Annotated in this window: 16 protein-coding genes and 1 other annotated feature; of the genes, 8 read left to right on the top strand and 8 right to left on the bottom strand. The window is 35.7% G+C overall.

Annotation, left to right across the window (positions count from 1 at the left end; all coding sequences use genetic code 11):
• Nucleotides 1-85 precede the first annotated feature (85 nt).
• Nucleotides 86-1984: a sensor domain-containing diguanylate cyclase gene (locus V7014_RS07870; protein ID WP_335505902.1), complete on the bottom strand. Its 1899-nt coding sequence runs from the start codon at nt 1982-1984 to the stop codon at nt 86-88.
• Between the two features lie 617 nt (nt 1985-2601).
• On the opposite strand from V7014_RS07870, the gene rpsD reads away from it, so the two are divergent.
• Nucleotides 2602-3207: a 30S ribosomal protein S4 gene (gene rpsD, locus V7014_RS07865; RefSeq protein WP_335505900.1), complete on the top strand. Its 606-nt coding sequence runs from the start codon at nt 2602-2604 to the stop codon at nt 3205-3207.
• Between the two features lie 109 nt (nt 3208-3316).
• On the opposite strand, the gene tyrS is transcribed toward rpsD, so the two are convergent.
• Complete coding sequence (gene tyrS, locus V7014_RS07860) at nt 3317-4576, bottom strand: tyrosine--tRNA ligase (RefSeq protein ID WP_335505899.1); 1260 nt, start codon at nt 4574-4576, stop codon at nt 3317-3319.
• A 57-nt stretch (nt 4577-4633) separates the two neighbouring features.
• Nucleotides 4634-4865, bottom strand: a binding site (T-box leader).
• A 184-nt stretch (nt 4866-5049) separates the two neighbouring features.
• On the opposite strand from tyrS, the gene V7014_RS07855 reads away from it, so the two are divergent.
• Nucleotides 5050-7935, top strand: coding sequence for a transglycosylase domain-containing protein (locus V7014_RS07855; protein ID WP_335505897.1), 2886 nt, complete (start codon nt 5050-5052; stop codon nt 7933-7935).
• Between the two features lie 46 nt (nt 7936-7981).
• Here the strand turns inward: V7014_RS07855 and acsA are convergent, their stop codons facing one another.
• The gene (gene acsA, locus V7014_RS07850; protein ID WP_335505895.1) at nt 7982-9700 is read right to left on the bottom strand and encodes an acetate--CoA ligase; all 1719 of its coding nucleotides are present in this window, start codon (nt 9698-9700) and stop codon (nt 7982-7984) included.
• 215 nt (nt 9701-9915) lie between these two features.
• On the opposite strand from acsA, the gene V7014_RS07845 reads away from it, so the two are divergent.
• The 3 genes from V7014_RS07845 (at nt 9916) to V7014_RS07835 (ending at nt 12457) form a co-directional block, all read left to right on the top strand.
• Nucleotides 9916-10548, top strand: coding sequence for a GNAT family N-acetyltransferase (locus V7014_RS07845; RefSeq protein ID WP_335505892.1), 633 nt, complete (start codon nt 9916-9918; stop codon nt 10546-10548).
• Between the two features lie 95 nt (nt 10549-10643).
• Entirely contained in the window at nt 10644-11291 is a 648-nt protein-coding gene (locus V7014_RS07840; protein WP_335505890.1) for an acetoin utilization AcuB family protein, read from the top strand.
• A complete protein-coding gene (locus V7014_RS07835; RefSeq protein ID WP_335505888.1) occupies nt 11288-12457 on the top strand; it encodes an acetoin utilization protein AcuC in 1170 nt (389 codons plus the stop codon). Before V7014_RS07840 ends, V7014_RS07835 begins: the two co-directional genes overlap by 4 nt.
• Nucleotides 12458-12576: 119 nt before the next feature.
• On the opposite strand, the gene ccpA is transcribed toward V7014_RS07835, so the two are convergent.
• Both ccpA and V7014_RS07825 read right to left on the bottom strand, forming a co-directional pair.
• Nucleotides 12577-13587 carry a catabolite control protein A gene (gene ccpA / locus V7014_RS07830; RefSeq protein ID WP_335505886.1) on the bottom strand — a complete coding sequence of 337 codons (1011 nt, stop codon included), beginning with the start codon at nt 13585-13587 and terminating at the stop codon, nt 12577-12579.
• Nucleotides 13588-13972: 385 nt separating this feature from the next.
• Complete coding sequence (locus V7014_RS07825; RefSeq protein WP_335505885.1) at nt 13973-15055, bottom strand: bifunctional 3-deoxy-7-phosphoheptulonate synthase/chorismate mutase; 1083 nt, start codon at nt 15053-15055, stop codon at nt 13973-13975.
• 328 nt (nt 15056-15383) lie between these two features.
• On the opposite strand from V7014_RS07825, the gene V7014_RS07820 reads away from it, so the two are divergent.
• Complete coding sequence (locus V7014_RS07820) at nt 15384-17552, top strand: cell division protein FtsA (RefSeq protein WP_335505883.1); 2169 nt, start codon at nt 15384-15386, stop codon at nt 17550-17552.
• A gap of 465 nt (nt 17553-18017) precedes the next feature.
• A complete protein-coding gene (locus tag V7014_RS07815; RefSeq protein ID WP_335505881.1) occupies nt 18018-19523 on the top strand; it encodes a serine hydrolase domain-containing protein in 1506 nt (501 codons plus the stop codon).
• A gap of 101 nt (nt 19524-19624) precedes the next feature.
• On the opposite strand, the gene ytxJ is transcribed toward V7014_RS07815, so the two are convergent.
• The 3 genes from ytxJ to V7014_RS07800 all read right to left on the bottom strand — a co-directional run bounded on the left by ytxJ (nt 19625) and on the right by V7014_RS07800 (nt 21046).
• On the bottom strand, nt 19625-19954 hold the full coding sequence (gene ytxJ / locus V7014_RS07810) for a bacillithiol system redox-active protein YtxJ (protein ID WP_335505879.1): 330 nt from the start codon (nt 19952-19954) through the stop codon (nt 19625-19627).
• 98 nt (nt 19955-20052) lie between these two features.
• Complete coding sequence (locus V7014_RS07805; protein ID WP_335505876.1) at nt 20053-20508, bottom strand: YtxH domain-containing protein; 456 nt, start codon at nt 20506-20508, stop codon at nt 20053-20055.
• Nucleotides 20509-20542: 34 nt separating this feature from the next.
• Nucleotides 20543-21046: a DUF948 domain-containing protein gene (locus V7014_RS07800; protein ID WP_335505874.1), complete on the bottom strand. Its 504-nt coding sequence runs from the start codon at nt 21044-21046 to the stop codon at nt 20543-20545.
• A 207-nt stretch (nt 21047-21253) separates the two neighbouring features.
• On the opposite strand from V7014_RS07800, the gene V7014_RS07795 reads away from it, so the two are divergent.
• Nucleotides 21254-22369, top strand: coding sequence for an aminopeptidase (locus tag V7014_RS07795; RefSeq protein ID WP_335505873.1), 1116 nt, complete (start codon nt 21254-21256; stop codon nt 22367-22369).
• Nucleotides 22370-22572: the final 203 nt, after the last annotated feature.

The following is a 22572-nucleotide window of genomic DNA, read 5'->3' as shown; positions in this document are numbered from 1 at the left end:
GCTGGAGCTAGACACCACCCAAAATTATATTCTTTCTTAGTTAAAAGTAAAAAAAGCATCGGAAAACTCCGATGCTTTTTTTATATCAATTCACTAATCCAAGTACTACCTTATTCTTTCCTGTATTCTTTGCTTCATAAAGTGCAGTATCTGCTCGTTTAAACAAATCTTTTGCAGTATCTTCTTGGGCGTTATTCCAATATGATACACCACAGGAAATACTGATTTGAGGTACGGTTTCTATTTGAACTTTGGTTCTAATTCGTTCTGCAATGACCTCGCCAATCGATAATTCAACCCTCGGCAAATAAATAGCAAGCTCTTCACCACCCCATCTCGCACCTACATCTGTTCCTCGAATATTCATCTGAATAATTGCCGAGACCTGAACTAATATTTCATCTCCAACTTGATGTCCGTACGTATCATTAATCTTTTTGAAATTATCAATATCAATTAGAATAAATGTGCCTTCCTTCTCTTTATTCATCGATTCATTTAGTTTTTTGTCTAAATAACTTCGTGAATATAATCTAGTTAAGTGATCAGTTACAACCATCTTCTCTAATTCCTCACGTAGAATAGAATTTGTAAAAGCTAAAGTAGAATGATGAATCAACGATTGTAATAATTTAAAGGCTTCAAACGAAAAATGATATGCCTCACTATGCATTACAACTGCAAATCCTTTAACTACTCCACTTTGCACCATGGGCACTGCCATTACAGAGCGATACACAGAAGATATAACACCCTCTAACTGTAAATCTCCTAGAAATAGTGATTCTTTCCGATCGATAATCTTTTCTTTAATATAACGTATATACATCCAAGCCTGTTTCTTCTTAAAAAAGTTCGAACTCCCTTGAAGAATTTGGATCTCGCCATCATCTTCATATAAAATAAAACCGATTTCCTCAGCGTTAAATGACTTGCTGATTTGCTTATTCATATAAGCTATTGTTTCCGTTAAGCGTAAATTCGAATTTAATTGGTGTGAAGTTTCATTGATCAGCTGTAAATCTGCAATTAACCGTTTAGACTGTGAATACAACTGAGCATTTTCAATCGCACTTCCAGCTGTGTTAGCTAATAAAGTAATGAATTTAATCTCACCTTTAGGAAATACCATCATACAAGGAGATGTAACCTGAAGAACTCCATAAACTCCCTGCTTTCCTTTCAACGGGGCATATAAAACAGATTTCTGTTCAGTCATTAAATCCTCAAATTGTGTACTCCCCATCACGTACGCTTGCATAGCCGCAATATTTTCACTATCGTATTCCAAATCTTTTATCGGGAGGTCATTATGGTGGTTATTATCATGTGATAACAGTAAATAATAAGTGAAATCTGGAAACACTTCCTTAAGTGTGTGAATAATCTCCCTAAGTACCTCATCCATGTTCATAGAAGAATGAAACTTTTCAGTTACTCTGAAAAGCTGCTTATAGCGTTTTTCTTCAGCTACTATTCTTGAAATATTTGAAACCGTTTGGATTAAACTTGAACATTCATTTGAGAGAGCTTTGTAAAAAGAAGAATCCTGAGGTAATAACGAATTTGCTTCGCTTTCCTTCACAGCAAGAACGCCCATAACTTTTTCATCTCTTTTAAGAGAAATAATTAATTCATACTCCCCCAAAATACCTAATGGAAAATTCCGATAAAAATATTCATTATTTTTGATCTCCTCAACACGCGCTTCGCATATTTCAATATAATCTAATTTATTTTGAATTTTATTTGGATCTGTAGAAACCTTACAATATAATTGCTTTTTCTTTTCATTATATTGAAAGAAAGCGATTTCTTTTGTTGCTAAAACGTTTAAAAGTTTGTTCAATAACTGTTGTATAACCTGTTCATACTGTAAATTGTCTTGACTCATCTCTAAACAACGAATAAAAATACTCTTTAACTCGCATAATAATAAAGATTTATGTTTCTCCATTCCCATCATCCCTATAAATTGTTGCAACCTTGCACTCACCTTATCATAATTTGTTAGAAATAATTCTATTCAGTAATTAATTGTTATCTCATTCAAAGTACAGCATTTAAAGAGCGTATATCTTTCAATTATTTAATTAAGATCATCTTTAATTTTATAGTAAAAATTTCACATATATACTAATCTAATTATACCTTTATTTTCTAAAAAAATCTCGAAGATTTTATGTCCTTTTATCTATTTTTGGATATAAATCTAAATATCTTCCTAAAAAACAGGATAATTTGGCATAGTTCTTGTCTTTTAAAATCTAATCTTCATTATTTATTTTTATGATGATACAAACTCAAACTGTCCTTATATATAGTCCTTTTTAAATGTCTTCTTTACTTATTAACTCTCAACTTCGTATATTAAAATAAGCATATCCTTGACTTTACATTTCTCACATTATATAATGTCACTTGTGTAAAATATGCGGCTTGTGCAAACAGATTGTGAACACATTTTGTTCCTCATATTAGAGGTGTATCTTGTAACCCTTGGCTGCGAGGGCGAGGATACATGAAAACAAAATGGTCATGGTCATCGTTTTCACTACTGTTTTTATTTTACAAAATAAAAACACAGAGGAGGAGTCATTCATGGCTCGTTATACAGGTCCAAGCTGGAAATTATCTCGTCGTCTTGGTATTTCATTATCAGGTACAGGTAAAGAATTAGAAAAGCGTCCATACGCTCCTGGACAACATGGTCCAAACCAACGCAAAAAATTAACTGAATATGGTCTTCAGTTACAAGAAAAACAAAAACTTCGTCATATGTATGGAGTTAACGAACGTCAATTCCGTACTATTTTTGATAGAGCGGCTAAAATGAAAACTGGTATCCTTGGCGAAAACTTCATGGCATTACTTGAGTCTCGTCTTGATAACGTTGTTTACCGTCTAGGTTTAGCACGCACTCGTCGTCAAGCTCGTCAATTAGTTAACCACGGTCACATCCTTGTTGATGGAAAACGCGTTGATATTCCTTCATTCAAAGTTTTACCTGGTCAAACAATTACAGTTCGTGAAAAATCACGTAACCTTAACATCATCAAAGAAGCAATTGAAGTAAGCAACTTCATTCCTGATTATGTTACTTTCGATGCTGACAAATTAGAAGGTACTTTCACTCGTTTACCAGAACGTTCTGAAATGCCTGCTGAAATTAACGAAGCTCTTATCGTTGAGTGGTACTCTCGTTAATTTATTGAAAAAAACCATCTGTTTATACAGATGGTTTTTTCTCGTTTAAAAAAAGCTGCCGACAATGTCGACAGCCTGCAGAATGTAAGACCACAACCCATTTCACTTCTTAATATTGAATTAATGTGTATTTCTTCTTACCACGACGAATGATTGTGAATTGATTCTCTACACGATCAGCTTCTGATACTACATATTGTACATCCGTTACTTTATCACCATTGATGCTAATTGCACCATTTGTAATATCTTCACGTGCTTGGCGTTTAGATGGAGAAATCTTAGCGTTGACAAGCAACTCAACTAAGCCAACTTCTGCTCCCTCTTCATGCTGGTATGTCGGAACATCTTTGAAGCCTTGCATAATTTCAGCAGCTGTTAAACTTTTGATATCTCCGCTAAATAATGCTTGAGAAATGTTAATCGCTGTATCAAGTGCTTCCTGTCCGTGTACTAGACGAGTCATTTCTTCCGCCAGTGTTTTTTGAGCTTTTCTTAAATGTGGCTCAGTTTTAACGGATTCTTCAAGTGCTTCAATTTCTTCTTTTGATAAGAAAGTGAAGATTTTTAAGTATTTAACCACATCTTGGTCAGCTGTATTAATCCAGAACTGGTAGAACTCGTAAGGCGTTGTTTTCTCTGCATCTAACCAAACTGCTCCACTTTCTGTTTTACCAAATTTCGTACCATCTGATTTTGTTACAAGTGGAATGGTAAAGCCGTAAGCTTTTGATCCTTCACCTTGTACTTTACGGATCATTTCTAAACCAGTAGTAATATTACCCCATTGGTCACTACCACCGATTTGAACTTTACAGTTGAAATTCTCATATAAGTGATTGAAATCAATCGCTTGGAGAATTGTGTACGTAAACTCTGTGAATGAAATACCCGCTTCAAGTCTTGAAGAAACGATATCTTTTGACAACATGTAGTTTATACCGATATTTTTCCCGAAATCACGAAGGAAAGAAATCATATCCATTGAACCGATCCAGTCATAGTTATTTGTCATGACTGCACCATTTTCTCCTTCAAAATCAAAAATACGTTCTAACTGTTTCTTCAAGCACTCTACGTTATGTTGAATTTTCTCTACTGATTGTAGTTGACGCTCTTGTGTTTTACCACTTGGGTCACCAATCATACCTGTCGCTCCACCTACAAGAATAATCGGTTTATGACCAGCTTCTTGAAAGCGACGTAATGTTAAGAAAGGTAATAAATGACCAATATGCATGCTATCTGCAGTTGGATCGACACCACAGTATAAAGAAGTCATTTCTTTCTTTAATTGCTCCTTCAAACCTTCTTCATCAGTTTGTTGATAAATAATGCCTCTCCATTGTAAATCTTGTAATAAATCCATATCTGTTACCTCCTATAGTTATTCTTTTTGAAAATACAAAAAAGCCCCTTCAATATATGAAGGGGCGAAATAATCGCGGTACCACCCAACTTGAGGATTTACAACTAACAATCCTCCACTCTAAGTCAGATAACGGCTAAAAAACCGTTTGCTACTACTAACTGCCTAACAGTGTTCCTAGCAAATGCTCGAGGTAGTAATTCATGAGTTTATTTGTACCGGTTTACACCAAACACCGGCTCTCTTATACAGTGATAAACACACTACTCGCACCTGTCATTGCAACAATATAATTTATGTACGTCAATCTTTTCTGTATTCTATTACATCGCAACTCAAAAGTCAACGTTCGTCCATTTTATATAATGTTTGCAACATTCCTATGAAGTTATTTATTAAAATTATGCAATCCCGACCTTTTTACTATATGGATTGTGATATAATAAATTCTGAATTTCAGGGGGTTAAAAATAATGAAAGAAAATAAAAAGCCGAATATAGTAGTAGATTATTTCAACAGGCTTCGAGACCCAAAGAAAAAGCGAACTTATCGTATTACTTATCATGTAGTATGGAACATAATCCTTTTATTTCTCATTTTAGGTAGCATTGGTGCAGCTTTTGCAGGTGGTGTTGGAGCAGGATATTTCGCTTCCCTCGTAAAGGATGAACCTATCCGCTCAAAAGAGGAAATGTCGAAGGACATTTATAACTATGAAGAAACATCAGAGCTTTACTTTGCAAATAACGTATACCTTGGAAAGCTCCGTACAGACTTAGAGCGTGAAGAGATTCCTCTTGAGGAAATGTCGGAACACTTAAAGAATGCCGTAATTGCAACTGAGGATGAATATTTCTATGAGCACGATGGCGTTGTTCCAAAAGCCATCTTCCGAGCTCTATTTCAAGAAATGACAAATTCTGCAGTGCAATCAGGTGGTAGTACCTTAACACAACAACTTATAAAGCAACAAGTGTTAACAAATGAAGTTTCATTTGAAAGAAAAGCAAATGAAATTTTGCTAGCTTTACGTCTTGAAAAATTCTTCGATAAAGACGATATTTTAGAAGCTTACTTGAATATTTCGCCATTTGGTAGAAACTCTTCAGGTCGAAACATCGCAGGGGTTCAAGCTGCAGCAGAAGGAATATTTGGCGTTGATGCAAAGGATTTAAACCTTGCACAATCTTCATACATTGCTGGACTACCTCAAAGCCCATTTGGATACACACCTTTTACTAACGATGGAAAAAGGAAAGAGAATCTTGAACCTGGATTAAACCGTCAAAAAATTGTTCTATCACGTATGTATAGCGGCGGCTTCATAACAGAGCAAGAATACAATGAGGCTCTTGAATACGATGTAACAAAAGACTTTATTGACCCGTTGCCTCCAGCATTCGAGAAGTATCCATTTTTAACAACAGAGATTGAAAAGCGTTCAATCCAAATCATTGCAGCTCAACTTGCTAAAGAGGATGGCTATACGGAAGCAGATTTGAAGAAAGACGAAAAGTTAGGGAACAAATATGTTTCTATAGCAGATAAAGCAATACGTCAAAAAGGATATAAAATACATACAACTATTAATAAAGAGATGTATGATGCAATGGATAAAGTAACAGATAATTATCCGTATTATGGACCTTCAAAGCCAGAAATAGTTACTGATCCAGACACGAAGAAAAAGGTAACTGTTCAACAACCTGTTGAGACTGGATCTATGCTTATTGAAAACAAAACAGGCAAAATATTAAGCTTTGTTGGTGGTCGAGATTTTAAACGCGAAGAAACAAATCACGCAACATCAGCTCTTCGATCAAACGGCTCTACAATGAAGCCTTTATTAGTATATGCTCCGGCAATTGAATTAGGTAAACTAGCTCCAGGGACACTAGCTATAGATGGACCAATTAATATTAATGGCTGGCAACCTAAAAACTACGGTGGAGGTTACAGTGGATTAACAAGTGCTCGAAAGGCATTAAAATATTCACAAAATACGCCTGCCGCTCAATTCTATATGGAGATTATTGACCAAAAACCATCTAAGTATTTACAAAAGATGGGATTCACTTCATTAACAGAAGGTGATCTTGAATATCCTTCTGCATCGATTGGAGCCCTTGATAAAGGTGTTACAGTCGAGGAAAATACTAATGCCTATGCAACATTGGCTAACAACGGTCAATTTGTTGATGCTTACATGATTGAAAAGATTGAAACGAAGAAAGGTGAAGTGGTCTATCAACATAAAGTTGAACCTGTTAAGGTATTCTCGCCACAAACAGCTTACTTAACAATTGATATGATGCGCGATGTCGTTTCAAGTGGAACAGCTGCATCCGTTCGCGGTCGCTTAAACTTCTATTCTGACTTTGCAGGTAAAACAGGAACGAGTCAAAACTATCGAGACGCATGGTTTGTTGGATCCAATCCAAATGTCACTTTAGGTGTATGGAATGGTTACGATACACCTAAATCACTTCAAACATATGGTGGACTATCCTATAGTAAACGAAACCTTTACTTATGGGCTGATTATATGAATGCACTATATAAAGTCGATCCAGAATTCATTGGAACACAGAAACGTTTCCAACGTCCTGGAGGCATTGTCAGCCGTTCGTATGCATCAATGTTTAACTTACCAGGTGATTTGCTAGCAGCAGCTGGTATCGGCTCATCCGACTTATTCCCAGCTAACTACGCTATGAAAATCGGAAATGCTACAACAGCAAATGGTAAATTCGTAGTGATAGGAGATAAACGCTATTTAGCTCTTCCAACTACACCTGCTGAATTTGTTGAATCAGGAGCTGTATTATCACCTGAATTCCTAAAAATGATTGGTAGTCGTTACCTTACAGGTAATTATATGCTGTCAGATTTAGGCGGTACTGGAGGCTCTGCTGAACAGTTAAATGATAACGGACGTGCTCCTTATGCATTAAATGTCCGAGCAAATGGTAATACTATATCATGGAATAGCCATGGAGATGGTGATGTAATTGGATATCGAGTTTACAAGGATAATAGAAAAGTAGCTACAATTAAGGTTGGGCAAGGTCTATCCTTCTCTGGAGGTCCTGGTTCATATATTGTTAAGGCTGTTGATATCGCTGGTAAAGAATCACCAGCTTCTAACGTTGTTACAATTGGTGGAGAAAAACCTAGCACAACACCACCAAAGACAAATCCAGAAACAAAACCGGATTCAAAACCGGATTCGAAACCAAATCCTAACCCGAACCCAAATCCTAATCCGAATCCAACACCGGATCCGAACCCAAATCCTAATCCGGAGCAAAATCCAAACCCAACTCCCACTCCGTCCAATCCACAAAGTGAGAGTTAAAAAGAAAGAAGAGATCGACAATGTCGACCTCTTCTTTTTTCTATATTTAATCTTCAAGTGTAGATAAATCACCAGTTGGTAAATCAAGCTCCCAAGCTTTCAATACTCTTCTCATAATTTTTCCACTTCTCGTTTTCGGAAGTTTATCTTTAAATTCTATCTCTCTTGGAGCAGCATGAGCAGCTAATCCATTTCTGACAAATAAACGGATTTCTTCAATAAGCTCATCGCTCGCTTCATAGCCATCACGCAACGCAATAAAGGCTTTGATGATTTCTCCACGAACAGGATCAGGCTTCCCAATTACGCCGGCTTCAGCAATCGCTGGATGCTCTACTAATTTACTCTCTACTTCAAAAGGACCTACACGCTCACCAGCCGTCATAATAACGTCATCAATTCGACCTTGGAACCAGAAGTAACCATCTTCATCCATATAAGCAGAATCTCCAGATACATACCAATCACCAGGCATGAAGTATGATTGATACTTTTCAGGGTTATTCCAAATTTGATTCATCATCGATGGCCACCCTTTTCTAATAGCTAAATTACCCATCCGATAAGGTGGTAATTCATTTCCTTGATCATCGACGATTGCCGCGGTTACACCTGGAATTGGTTTACCCATTGATCCAGGTTTAATTTCCATACAAGGATAATTACAAATCAATTGACCACCTGTCTCTGTCATCCACCAAGTATCATGAATACGAAGATTGAACACTTTCATACCCCAACGAACTACTTCAGGATTTAATGGTTCTCCAACACTTAAAATATGACGTAAAGTGCTTAAATCAAATTTCTTAACAACTTCATCACCGGCACCCATCAACATCCTAAATGAAGTAGGAGCACTATACCAAACTGTTACACCATAATCTTCAATCGTTTGATACCAAGTTTCTGGCTTAAAGCGACCTCCAACAACAACATTAGAAACACCATTTAGCCACGGACCAAATATTCCATAGGAAGTACCTGTAACCCAACCTGGGTCCGCAGTACACCAATAAACATCACACTCTTTCAAATCCAATACCCATTTAGCAGTTTGATAATGTTGGATCATCGCATTATGTACATGCAATACTCCTTTTGGCTTACCTGTTGATCCAGATGTATAGTGTAATAATAAACCATCATTACGACCTACCCACTGAATATCTAGCTTGTTACTTGCACCTTGAAAATGTTTATTGTAGTCAATTACTTTACCTTCTTCTTTGACATTTTCGCCGACTACGAAGACATGCGTTAAAGCAGAAAGCTCCTCAACAGGAATTCTAGATAATAACTCTGGGGTAGTAATGATTACTTTCGCTTCACTATCTTCTAAGCGATCTCGAACTGCACCTTCCATGAAAGCTTCGAAAAGCGGTCCAACGATTGCTCCTAATTTCACAGCACCAAGCAATGCAAAATATAATTCAGGAGAACGAGGCATAAAGATGAATACTCTATCGCCTTTCGCAACACCTGCAACACTCTTTAATACATTACCAGCTTTATTCGATTGTTCTTTCATTTCTTTAAATGTATACTTTTCATTTCTGTCTGCATTTCTATAATATAGAGCTACTTTGTTCTTTCTAACACCTTCAGCATGGCGGTCAATTGCTTCATAGGCCATATTGACCTGTCCAGTTTTATGCCAAGAGAAATTCTCTTCTACCTGTGTCCAATCGAACTCCCTATACATTTCTTCATAGCTTTGTAAATTATAATTCCCTTGAATCACTGATAGCGCTTCCACTTTCATCCGTCCATCCCCTTTTTTTACAAGTTACAATTTATTATAAATGATTTATAGTTTATTCTCAATTTTTAAAATATTTATCGAAATGGTCTTTTTATACCAATTCCTCTATCTACCTTATGCTTCACCAAAGTTCACACAAAATATAATAATAATTCGTTATTTTATAATATTTTATGCAATAATAAGAAAGATGAAATTAATAAGGCGGTGACAGGATGGACCACAGGAAAACGTACTATGCTAAAGAATTCGAAACTACGCAAGGTACTATTATTATTGAAGGTCCCGTATTACCCGAAAACCTAGAAAAATATGAATTCCACGAAGGTCTAGTTGCTTTTCGTCCACCCGTACAACAACATAAAGCAATTGTTGAAATATCTAAATTACCTGAAGGACGAATCATTGTTGCGAGAAAGGACCATTTAGTTGTTGGATATGTTACTTATTTATATCCAGACGAGTTAGAAAGATGGTCTGAAGGTAATATGGATGATTTAATCGAACTTGGAGCGATTGAAGTTGCTTCTGAGTATCGAGGATGTGGAGTAGGAAAAAACATGCTTCGTGTAGCCATGATGGATGATGCAATGGAAGATTACATCATTATTACCACAGAATATTACTGGCATTGGGACCTAAAAGGAACGGGCCTAAATGTATGGGAATATAGAAAAGTCATGGAGAAAATGATGCAAGCTGGTGGACTGGAATATTTCGCAACCGATGATCCTGAGATATGCTCGCATCCAGCTAACTGTTTAATGGCACGAATCGGTTCAAGAGTTCCCACTGATTCTATTGAAAAGTTTGATCAGTTACGTTTTATGAATCGTTTTATGTACTAGATTATAGCAGCGACTATTCAATCTAAAATCATATATTACTCACTTCATGTATTACCTAGTTTTACTAGATACTTCAATTAAAGGAGGCTATTCTTTTGATACTAGAAGAAATCATGAGTCAAGATGTTGTTACTTTAACTGAGCAAGATACCATAAAAAAAGCCATCGAAGTTATGAGAGAGCATAAAATTCGTCACATTCCCATTGTGAACGCTGAATATCATTGTACTGGGTTAGTATCCAATCAGGATATTAGAGATGCTACACCATCTATTTTTGCTTCTACTGAAAACACAGATATTCTTCAAAAGCCATTGAGTTCTATTATGAAAACGAATTTAATTACAGGGCATCCCCTTGACTTCGTTGAGGATGTAGCAGTTGTGTTTTACGAGAATAAAATTGGATGTATGCCAATCTTAAATGACAAGAAACTTGTAGGAATTATATCGGAAACAGATTTGCTGCATACATTTGTTGAATTAACTGGTTCAAATCAGCCAGGCTCACAAATTCAGATAAAAGTACCTAACAAAGCAGGCATGTTAAGCGATATAGCAACGATATTTAAAACAAAGAAAGTAAATATTCTAAGTGTTCTTGTCTATCCTGATCCTTCTGATAATCAATTTAAAATACTAGCTATACGAGTACAAACAATGAATCCGCTACCCATTGTCTCTAGTCTTAAAGGACATGGATATAACATTCTCTGGCCTAAAGAACCGGAGTTCATCTCATGAAAAAAGCAGTATTTGTTTATTCAGAGGACTTATTAAACTACAAATTTAATGACAATCATCCATTTAATCAATTACGAATTAAAATGACATTAGACTTACTCCAAATGTGTAACGCAATAAGTGATGAGGATATCATTAAACCACGTATGGCAACGGATGAAGAACTTTGCTTGATTCATGATCCCAATTACGTTAACGCTGTTAAGCTAGCGAGCGAAGGATTATTATCAGAAGAACGAGCTGAAAACTATGGACTAGGAACAGAAGATACTCCTATCTTTCCTAATATGCATGAAGCTAGTGCCTTGCTAGTAGGTGGCACTTTAACGGCTGTCGATGCAGTTATGTCTGGAAAAGCAGAACATGCCTTAAACTTAGGTGGTGGACTCCATCATAGCTTTAGAGGTAAAGCTTCAGGATTTTGCATATATAACGATAACTCTGTTGCAATTAAATATTTACAAAAACATTATAATGCCAAAGTTTTATATGTAGATACAGATGCTCACCACGGAGACGGCGTACAGTGGTCTTTCTACGATGACGATCAAGCTTGTACATTTTCCATTCATGAAACGGGACGATACTTGTTTCCCGGTACGGGAAATATCAATGAGCGTGGTCAAGGGAAAGGCTACGGGTATTCCTTTAATATACCTGTAGATGCTTTTACTGAAGATGAATCATGGCTTCATGCTTATGAAACAGCATTTAAAGAAATTATCGAATTTTTCAAACCTGATATTATATTAACGCAGAATGGAGCAGACGCTCACTACCTTGATCCCCTCACACATTTATCTGCTACCATAAATATATATGAACAAATTCCCAGACTTGCACACGAACTAGCACATCAATATTGTAACGGACGTTGGGTTGCTGTCGGTGGTGGAGGCTATGACATCTGGCGAGTAGTTCCAAGGGCTTGGGCAAGAATCTGGTTAGAAATGACTGAATTATCACACACCAACGGAGATATTCCAATGGAATGGATAGAGAAATGGCAACAGGAAGCGCCCGTTACTTTACCAAACAAATGGCATGATCCTATGCATATGTATGAACCAATTCCTCGCAAATCCGAAATTACCGAAAAAAATGCACAAATGGTAGACAAATCACTATACCCAATTCGATCTAGTAAAAAGACGGTTGATAAATAAATTAGCGTAAGCGCTCAAAAGAAGACAGTAGTCGATTCCATGTGTGGAGCTATGTTAATATACATTCTTACCTCTTCAAAAAAGGTTGTTCCCATTTGGGAACAACCTTTAACTATTTTTTATTCTTCTATTTTCTTAGTCGAATGACGTTCTTCAATTCGATGTGGTAGAACAACAATATCATCACTAACAGATTCTTTATTCATTAATTTAGTAAGCAATCGCATTGCAACCGCGCCAATATCATATAAAGGTTGGACAATCGTTGAGATTTGTGGTCTAACCATCAATGTTAATTTCGTATTGTCGAAGCTAATTACTTCTATATCATCAGGTACATTAAAGCCCTTATCTTGAATGCCATGAACAACACCGACTGCCATTTCATCCGCTCCTACCAACACAGAAGTTGGTCGATCTGCTAATTCAAGCAATCGATCTGCAGCTTCAATTCCTGAGTCATACGTGAAATCGCCCTCAATCAAATAATCTTCATTGTACTCTATGTTATTCTCTTCTAACGCTTTCTTGTATCCAGCGATTTTCTTAATATTGATTGGTTCTTCAAAGTTCCCTATTACTAAAGCGATTTTTGAATGACCTCTACTAATGAAGCTCTTTACACTATCATACGATGCTGCTTCGTAGTCAATATTAACAGATGATATTTGCTTACTATTCTCTACTGACCCTGCAAGCACAATCGGTACTGGTGATTTTTTAAATTCATTAACATGCTCTTCTGTAATATTTGAACCCATGAAAATAAGACCATCAACTTGCTTCCCTAACATTGTATTTAACAGATGTAGTTCTTTATCTTTATTTTCATCAGAATTACTTAAAATAATATTGTATTTGTACATTGTAGCAATGTCTTCAATTCCTCTAGCTAGTTCCGCAAAAAAGATATTTGAAATGTCAGGAATAATTAGTCCTACAGTTGTTGTCTTCTTACTAGCTAAACCTCTTGCAACCGCATTCGGACGATATCCTAATCGATCAATTACTTCCATTACTTTCTTTCTTGTAGCTGGTTTAACGTTCGGATTTCCGTTTACGACACGCGAAACCGTCGCCATAGAAACATTCGCTTCTCGTGCTACATCATATATGGTTATGTTATTCATTTCACTTGGCACTCCTTCAGTAATTAAAATAAGTTCTTTATGACATGTTAAAAAACTATATGTAACATGAAATTCTATACTTGATAAAAACATGTATTGTTCAAAATTGCACAAAGAAAAACACATATGCATATTGTAAATAATACTCTATTAATACTTTATATTACGATAAGGTACTGAGAACTGCAATGTTGTTTGTATAAATTTTTCCTCAAGTTAAAAATTCTATCCTATTATATAATACCATTTCATCACTATTATCTGACAGATTTTTCAACAATATAATAATCAGAATTATATTTTTTTATTATACATAACGTACACAGTACTTATAATGAAAAAGGGTTATTTCCTTATTAACGGAAATAACCCTTTGATTATATGTTTATTGTTTCACAGTTACTTTTAACTGATTTTGAATGTTTGTCCAGAAAGTATCGAACTCTTGGAAGTCCATTTGTTGAGCTGAGTCAGAAAGAGCCACACTTGGATCTGGATGAACTTCAGCCATAACACCATCTGCTCCAATAGCTAATGCTGCTTTAGCTGCAGGAAGTAATAAATCTTTACGTCCTGTAGAATGTGTTACGTCAACAAGAACTGGTAAATGTGTTTCTTGTTTAAGAATAGGTACAGCTGTAATATCTAGTGTATTTCTTGTCGCTTTCTCATATGTGCGAATTCCTCGCTCACAAAGAATGATATTACCATTACCTTGAGACATAATGTATTCTGCTGCATGAATGAATTCATCAATTGTGGCTGATAATCCACGTTTTAGAAGAACTGGTTTATCTACTGCACCTGCGACTTTTAACAATTCGAAGTTATGCATATTACGCGCACCGATTTGAATAACATCGATATAGTCTAGTGATTTTTCAATATCAGATGGGCTAACAATTTCAGTAATGACAGATAAGCCAAACTCGTCACTAACTCGTTTCAAAATTTGTAGACCTTCAAGTCCTAACCCTTGGAAATCATACGGAGAAGTTCTTGGTTTGTAAGCTCCTCCTCTAATGAATTTCAACCCTTTAGCTTTTAGCTCTTGTGCCACTGCAGCCACTTGTTCATATGATTCTACAGCACAAGGACCGAAGACCATTGTAGGAGTTCCATTTCCGACCTTCTCATTATTAATTGTAATTATAGTATCTTCTGGTTTTCTCTTTCTTGATACTAATAATGCTTTCTTCTGATCATCTTTTTGAAGATTCAAACTCATTTTGAAGATTTCTTTGAAAATATGTTTGATAGTGCTGTTGTCTAAAGGACCTTGATTATTCTCTTCGATAAGATCTAACATAGCACGTTCTCTTAATGGATCATATTTATTAACACCTTGTTTTTCTTTCACACGGCCAATTTCTTGTACAACCGTTGCTCTTTCGTTAATAAGCTTTAATAATGAAAGATTAATATCATCCAGTTTCTCACGTAATTCATTCAATTCGTTGTTGCTCATGTCCCATCCATTCCCTTCAAATATGTTTTAAATCTCTGCATTAAAGTGTACTTCAATTATTTCAATGGATCACTGATCCAACGACTTTAATGACTTTAACTATAATTAGAAAATATTATAAATCAATTTAAACTAAATGTCACGAAAAAACTTCATTAATTAAACGCTTTTAAGTACTAAAGTAAAATATTTTTCCAAATACATCGAAATTTAAAGTATTATTAAAGTATCCTAATTTAATACGTATATAAGAGATTTTTTCAATATTTTAAGAATATATTTAAGAGTAATCTTTCATTATCAGTAAAATAAAAAGAAGGTGTTTAGGTTGCAAGAGAAATTATTTGCATTAGATATAGGAACTCGTTCAGTAGTTGGCATTACCTTAGAGAAAGTAGAGAATACTTATCATGTTACAGACATTCTATCGATTGAACATACGGAAAGGGCTATGCTAGATGGACAAATTCATGATGTTCTCTCTGTATCAAAGATTATTGCAGAGATAAAAGAAAAAATGGAAGTTGACCACGGTCCATTAAAGAGCGTATGTGTAGCTGCCGCTGGTAGGGCTTTAAAAACAGAACAAGCATCCGTCTCTGTTAATATTCAAGGTAAGCCTATGATTAACAAACAAGATATTCTCCATCTAGAACTATCAGCAGTCCAACAAGCACAAACTCTTGTTGCTGAAAAATATAATAATGAACGAAGTTTTGATTATTATTGTGTAGGCTACTCAGTTTTATACTATCGATTAGATGGCGTAGAAATAGGGAGTTTAATTGATCAAAGCGGCGAAGAGGCATCTGTAGAAATTATTGCAACATTTCTTCCAAAAGTAGTCGTTGAATCTCTTATTGCGGCTCTTAAGCGAGCAGATCTTGAAATGCAGGCGCTTACTCTTGAGCCTATTGCAGCAATAAATGTACTTATTCCACCTTCTATGCGTAGATTAAATGTTGCTTTAGTTGATATCGGAGCTGGAACATCTGATATTGCTATAACAGATTCGGGAACAGTAATTGCGTATGGAATGGTTCCAATTGCTGGAGATGAAATTACAGAAGCAATTAGTGATTCTCTTCTGCTTGATTTCCCATTAGCTGAAAATACGAAACGTCAATTAAACACAGAAGATACGATTACTGTAACGGATATACTCGGATTTGAAGAGGAAATCTCCAAGGAAGCAATAGTTGAAAAAATTTATCCTGCGTTAACGAAACTTGCGGAAGCAATCAGCAGTGAGATTTTACAATTGAACAATAATCATTCACCTAAAGCTATTATGCTCGTTGGGGGAGGCAGTCTAACACCTGAGCTACCTAGACTTCTCTCAGAAAATTTAGACCTTCCAGTAAACAGAGTAGCCGTTAGAGGAATTGATGCCATTCAAAATTTAACAATTGACGCTAAAGTTCCTAAAGGACCTGAACTTGTTACACCTATCGGTATTGCTTTAGCAGCGCAAAAGAATCCCATTCAATATATTTCAGTAACAGTAAATAATATAGTTGTTCGTTTATTTGATATGAAACGATTAACAATAGGGGATTGCTTACTTGCAACAGGAATGAAAGTCAATAAATTATATGGTAAACCTGGAATGGCCATTATGGTTAATGTCAACGGCCAAAGAATTACGGTTCCTGGTAATCATGGAGGCGCACCAACAATCTCACTTAACGATCAACCCGCTTCATTAGATGATGAGATTTCGGCTAACGATAATATCAGTGTAGTACAAGGTAACGATGGCACCCAACCAACTGTACACATTAAAGATTTACTAGATGATATTCCAAGAAAATCCGTTATTATCAACCAAACGAAATATGTTATTGAAGCCGTAATTAAGAAAAACGGTAACATCGTAACAAATGATGAAGAAGTCCATGATCGTGATGAAATCATATGTAAGCTGCCTGATACAGTGGAAGCATTATTGAAAGCATTGGGACTTACTGAATTACTGTCGCAATTACAAACTTTCACCGTTTATTTAAATGATAAAGCTTATTCCTTAAATAAATTTAGTGGCAAGATTATCAAGAATGGTATTGATGCACGCTTATCCTCCCCTTTTGAAGATGGTGATACAATTCAGATTGAACGTGCTACTGCACCAACTCTTCTCGACGTTGCTAATAGTCTAAATCTCGTACTAACTCATTCGATTCCAGTAACATTTAACGGAAATCGAATCACCTTAAAGAAGACGGTAACAGAAATTTATCGAGGGGATTATTTATTACAAGAAAAGGATCTTCTAAAATATGGTGAGAACTTAAAAATCGTGCACAACAAGATAGAACCATTTATATTCCAAGATTTATTTCGCCATGTTGATATCGACTTACCAAAAGTCGCAAATAGCCGTTTCATATTAGTAAAAAACAATAAAGAAATTGGCTTTCATGAAGAAATAGAACCTGGCGACGATTTAAAAATTATGTGGCCAGCCTATAGCAACAAGACTCAACAAGAACAATGACTTTGTGGGGTGCATCTCTTGAATGAGATGTACTCTTTTTTTGCGCAAATGAAATTATATGTTTGATTCTCCGCTCATATTTTAGTGTACCACTCCTCTTCTTCATCATGAGGTAACTCGTTCTTTTTACTTGCTGACAATGGGGTAGCATCCCATTATAGAAGATGACAATTTTGTAAGAATACAAGCTTAATTTGTAAGACAAATACATTTCTACTTTAACAATATTCTTCTAAAATAACATATGACCTAGTACAACAAACAATACAGTTCAATTGAACATGTATAAGGAGGAATTAAAGTGCATGAAGACATTATTACATGTTACAACTGCTATAACCCTAATGCTGTCAAATAGAACCTTAGACTACTGACAGTGTATACGCACAGTCTACTCTAAAAATTCGATAAGTAGCCACCGTAAACGACAAGCTTATATGAAAAGCATAAATTCAATCAAGGGGAATGTTTAATGAAACCATCAGTAAGAATTTGTATGTTAATGATTGCTATGATTTTGGCGGTAGCGGTCTCACACCCAAAATAGTAAACGCCGAATCAAGCGAAAAAATTCAAAAGATCGATAAGTTTGTTGAAAAGCAAAGAAGCATTAGTAAAATTCCAGGGATATCGGTGGTTATTGTAGATAAAGGGAAAACGGTATATCAAAAAGGATTCGGGTATGCTGATGTAAAAGCGAAAACACCCGTGACCTCTAATACATTATTTGAAATCGGCTCTACAACGAAAGCATTTACAGGTCTAGCCATTCTACAATTAGAAAAAGAAGGGCTGTTAAAACGATCGGATGATGTTCAGAAATATATCCCATGGTTGGATTTAAAATATAATGGAAAGTCGCAGACGATTACTTTGAATCAGCTGCTTTATCATACAAGCGGGATAGCTTTTAATTCTATAACTCAAATTCCTGAAAATAATGCAGATAATGCCCTTGAGTTGACTGTAAGAACATTGCTGGACCAGCAATTAAATCGGAAGCCAGGCAGCTCGTTTGAATATGCAACAATCAATTACGATGTATTGGGACTCGTTATCGAGAACGTAACAAAGCAGTCCTATGATGAGTATATAAAACAGCATATATTAGAGCCCATCGGTATGAAAGACTCGTTTGTTGGGCTGCATCAAGTTCAGTCCACTGAGATGGCAACCGGTTATAAAATAGGATTTTTGAGAGAGCAGCCGTTTACGCCGCCCATATACCGGGGGAATGTACCAGCTGGGTATATTATCAGCAACACGAATGATATAGCCAAATGGATGAAACTACAGTTAGGAAGCGATCCAAGCCATTCGTTCGACAAACAGCTCATTCAAGAATCGCACATCCCTGATCAGTCCGTGAAGCCCTTCGATAAGGAAACCTACTATGCCAGCGGCTGGGGAGTTATGAAAAAAAACGAAAAACAATATATTTTCCATGCCGGAGAAAACCCAACGTTTACCTCGTATTTCATCATGCAACCCGATGAACAATTAGGGGTAGCAATTCTATCCAATATGAATTCAAGCTTTACGACAGCCATAGGTCAAGGCGTAATGGATATATGGGAGGGAAACGATGTTACTAATAATCATTCCGACAGCTATCAAAAGGTGGATAGATTCGCGACCATCCTGCTTATTGTAGTCAGCTGTTTTGGTTTATTTTTTATCCTACTATCATTAAGAATAATGAGGCAGCTTGTTAGAAAACAACGAATTAGGACATCACTAAACATAAAGAGGATCTTGATATTGTCCATTCATACGTTGATTGTAGCTGCAATCTTGGCATTTACGATCATGTTCCCGAAAATATTGGGATTGACCTGGACATTTATTAAAGTATGGGCCCCAATGACAATTTCACTGTTTCTTTATAGTCTTATTGCGGTAAGTATCATTTATTATTTGGGTGGATTATTGCTTATTTTCACCAAAAAAATGAAATTAAAGACGAACTAGATTTCGCCTAAACAACCTCAGCAATAATGAAGTAATGAAAAAAGCCTAATTTCTAAGCATTAAATTGAGAAATTAGGCTTTTTTTCATAAAATTGAAACAATTACTCTTCTGCTAGCGCTTTAATAATAGCTGATTGAGTAATATTCCAATGTGAATCATGCCATGCAACATTACCGTTCTTGAAGAGGATTGCTTGAGGTGTCTCATGTTTGATATGATATGTTTCTTCAATTGTATTTGATAGTTCTCTGTCTTGTTGCACAATTAAATATACTGATGGAAATCCTTTATTACTTTCAGTAAATTTAATAAATTCATCATATGCTGCACTACTAACAGGGCAAGTTGAGCTATGTTTAAATAAAAGAACAGCATCTTCTTTCAAGTACTCTTGTAATTGCTCTTTGTCATGTATATGTTCTAACGTCATTATTAACCTCGTCCTTTCTAAAGGAATTCAAAAAAATAAGCGGTGAAGTCATATTAACACTTCACCGCTGAAAAATCCAATATCACCGAAATTGCTGATTACTGTTTTAATTTGTTTTCTGTTTCTGTTAGAGCATTCTCAGCTTCTTCTAGCTTTTGCTTAACCTGATACTCATCTACAGGAGTATTAACCGATTGCGGTGCTTCTTTACGCTGTAATTTTTTCACATTTTCTTTCAGAGCAACAGTTTGCTTAGAAACAGTTTCACCTAATGATCCCGTTTTTGCTTTCGCTGCTTCTGTTAATTCAGCACCTTTTTCTATTGCTGTTTTTCTAAGTTTTTCTGTTTGAAGCGATAAATATTTTGCACCATCATTTAAATCATAACGAAGTTCTTTTCCTGATTTAGGAGCGAGGAATAGAGCAGTAGCTGCACCAACAATTCCTCCAATTAATGCACCAATCATAAAATCTTTAGAATTAATAGAGTCTCGATTATAATCATTTTTTGCACTATCTCTTGAAAGGTCTTTTTGGTATTCGTTTGAATTCATATTAATCTCCTCTTTCCTAATATTAAAATGAAAATTAGCTTCGTGAACGTAAATTGATTTTTCTCGCTTTCTTTTCTGGACTTATATCTTCTTCATAAATAGCATCTGTAGATGATTGAGTCTTTCTTTCAGATCTCTTCTTCCACATATCGCGGAGTTCGAAAAATGCATTACCCCATTGCACTACTTGAGCAATCTTGTCTTGATTATCTACTAATTCATTTTCAACTTTCTTCGTTACATTTTGTAAAGAACTATTGAAACCTCTAACAGTTGTTCCAACCTCTTTAACAGCATCAACTACAGTATTTAAATTTTCCGATTTCTTCTGTAAATCTTCTGCCAATGCATTTGTTTTATGTAATAGAAGAGTCGATTCAGTAGTTAATCCTTGCAATTGTTTTTCTAAACCAGTGAGTGTCTGTGATACACTATCAAGCGTTACTTGAAGTGATTTTAACGTTTTTGTTAAGAAAATTACTAATATCAAAAACGCAATAGCCGCTACAGCTGCACTCAAATATAGAATTATTTCCATTTTACACCTCCGCACTTGCACTTTCTAGATAAATACCCTTATTCACCCATTATAAACTATTCTACACGTAAAGCTTTAAAAAAAGTAGCGTGAAAAAACTTTTCTTTATCAAAAAAAGTCTACTACTAAAATTCTTTCAAAAATTCGGTTACAATAATAAAGACATGTTCATATTCAACACATATAACAATTGGAGGTTAGTAAATCGTGAGAGATCCTAGAATTAGTAAATTAGCAAGTAATCTAATTAATTATTCCTTAAAACTGAAAAAGGGTGAAAAAGTACTTATAGAAAACTTCGGTATTCAACGTGAGTTAGTAAAAGCTATAGTTGAAGAAGCTTATAAAGTAGGAGCATATCCATTCGTATCATTAAAGGATCATCAAATTGATCGCGCATTACTAATGGGTGCAGAGAAAGAACAATATGAAATGTTGGCAACTTTCGAAGCAACTGTTATGAAGGAGATGGATGCGTACATTGGTCTTCGTTCTGGCGATAATATTAACGAACTTGCTGATGTTCCGGCAGATCGTATGAAGATTCAAGGAGATACTGTTGGCAAAAAAGTACACAGTGATATTCGTGTTCCAAAAACAAAATGGGTTGTTATGCGTTACCCAAATAGTGCAATGGCTCAACTAGCTAAAATGAGTACTGAAGCTTTTGAAGATTTCTATTTTAATGTTTGCAATTTAGATTACAGCAAAATGAGTAAAGCAATGGACAACCTTGTAGAACTTATGAATAAAACAGATAAAGTTCGCTTAACCGGACCTGGCACTGACCTTACCTTCTCTATTAAAGATATACCAGCAATTAAATGTGCTGGTGAAATGAATATTCCTGATGGTGAAGTATTCACTGCTCCAGTTAAAGATTCAGTAAATGGTGTGATTACATATAACACACCTTCACCATATCAAGGATTTACATTTGAAAACGTGAAGCTTACATTTAAAGATGGAAAAATTATTGACGCTGAAGCAAATGATACAGAGCGCATCAATAAAATCTTCGACACAGACGAAGGTGCTCGTTATGTTGGTGAGTTCGCAATTGGAGTAAATCCATATATTCTACAACCAATGCAAGATATCCTTTTCGATGAAAAAATTGATGGTAGTTTCCACTTTACTCCAGGTCAATGCTATGATGAAGCTTTTAATGGTAATTCATCTAATATTCACTGGGACATGGTTAACATTCAAAGACCTGAATATGGTGGTGGAGAAATCTACTTCGATGACGTTCTAATTCGTAAAGACGGCCTTTTCGTCATTCCTGAGCTAGAGAGCTTAAATCCTGAAAATCTAAAATAATTAGAAAAGCGCAAGCTCCCGTTTAGCTCCGTATCTTCTTTTGCCCATCGACTGAGGTATAGGAAACACGAAGAGCTGACAAGCGCTTCGATTGTCCAGCTTCATCGGGCCGACTCCGCATTTCTCAGTTGACTTATCGTAAGGAGATTGGCGAAGTCCACTAGGAGCTGGACGCTGGAGCTAGATAATAAAAAAGCGAGTGA

The sequence above is a fragment of the Bacillus sp. JJ722 genome (assembly GCF_036963345.1).
Taxonomy (GTDB): Bacteria; Bacillota; Bacilli; order Bacillales; family DSM-1321; genus Bacillus_AD.
The sequence above is the reverse complement of the archived record's forward strand: the minus strand, read 5'-3'. Positions and strand labels throughout refer to the sequence as shown.

Coding starts and splice junctions, on each gene's coding strand:
- rpsD (WP_335505900.1), top strand. CDS start 2,602: ATGGCTCGTTATACAGGTCCAAGCTGGAAATTATCTCGTCGTCTTGGT.
- tyrS (WP_335505899.1), bottom strand. CDS start 4,576: ATGGATTTATTACAAGATTTACAATGGAGAGGCATTATTTATCAACAA.
- V7014_RS07855 (WP_335505897.1), top strand. CDS start 5,050: ATGAAAGAAAATAAAAAGCCGAATATAGTAGTAGATTATTTCAACAGG.
- acsA (WP_335505895.1), bottom strand. CDS start 9,700: ATGAAAGTGGAAGCGCTATCAGTGATTCAAGGGAATTATAATTTACAA.
- V7014_RS07845 (WP_335505892.1), top strand. CDS start 9,916: ATGGACCACAGGAAAACGTACTATGCTAAAGAATTCGAAACTACGCAA.
- V7014_RS07835 (WP_335505888.1), top strand. CDS start 11,288: ATGAAAAAAGCAGTATTTGTTTATTCAGAGGACTTATTAAACTACAAA.
- ccpA (WP_335505886.1), bottom strand. CDS start 13,587: ATGAATAACATAACCATATATGATGTAGCACGAGAAGCGAATGTTTCT.
- V7014_RS07825 (WP_335505885.1), bottom strand. CDS start 15,055: ATGAGCAACAACGAATTGAATGAATTACGTGAGAAACTGGATGATATT.
- V7014_RS07815 (WP_335505881.1), top strand. CDS start 18,018: ATGTTTAATGAAACCATCAGTAAGAATTTGTATGTTAATGATTGCTAT.
- ytxJ (WP_335505879.1), bottom strand. CDS start 19,954: ATGACGTTAGAACATATACATGACAAAGAGCAATTACAAGAGTACTTG.
- V7014_RS07805 (WP_335505876.1), bottom strand. CDS start 20,508: ATGAATTCAAACGAATACCAAAAAGACCTTTCAAGAGATAGTGCAAAA.
- V7014_RS07800 (WP_335505874.1), bottom strand. CDS start 21,046: ATGGAAATAATTCTATATTTGAGTGCAGCTGTAGCGGCTATTGCGTTT.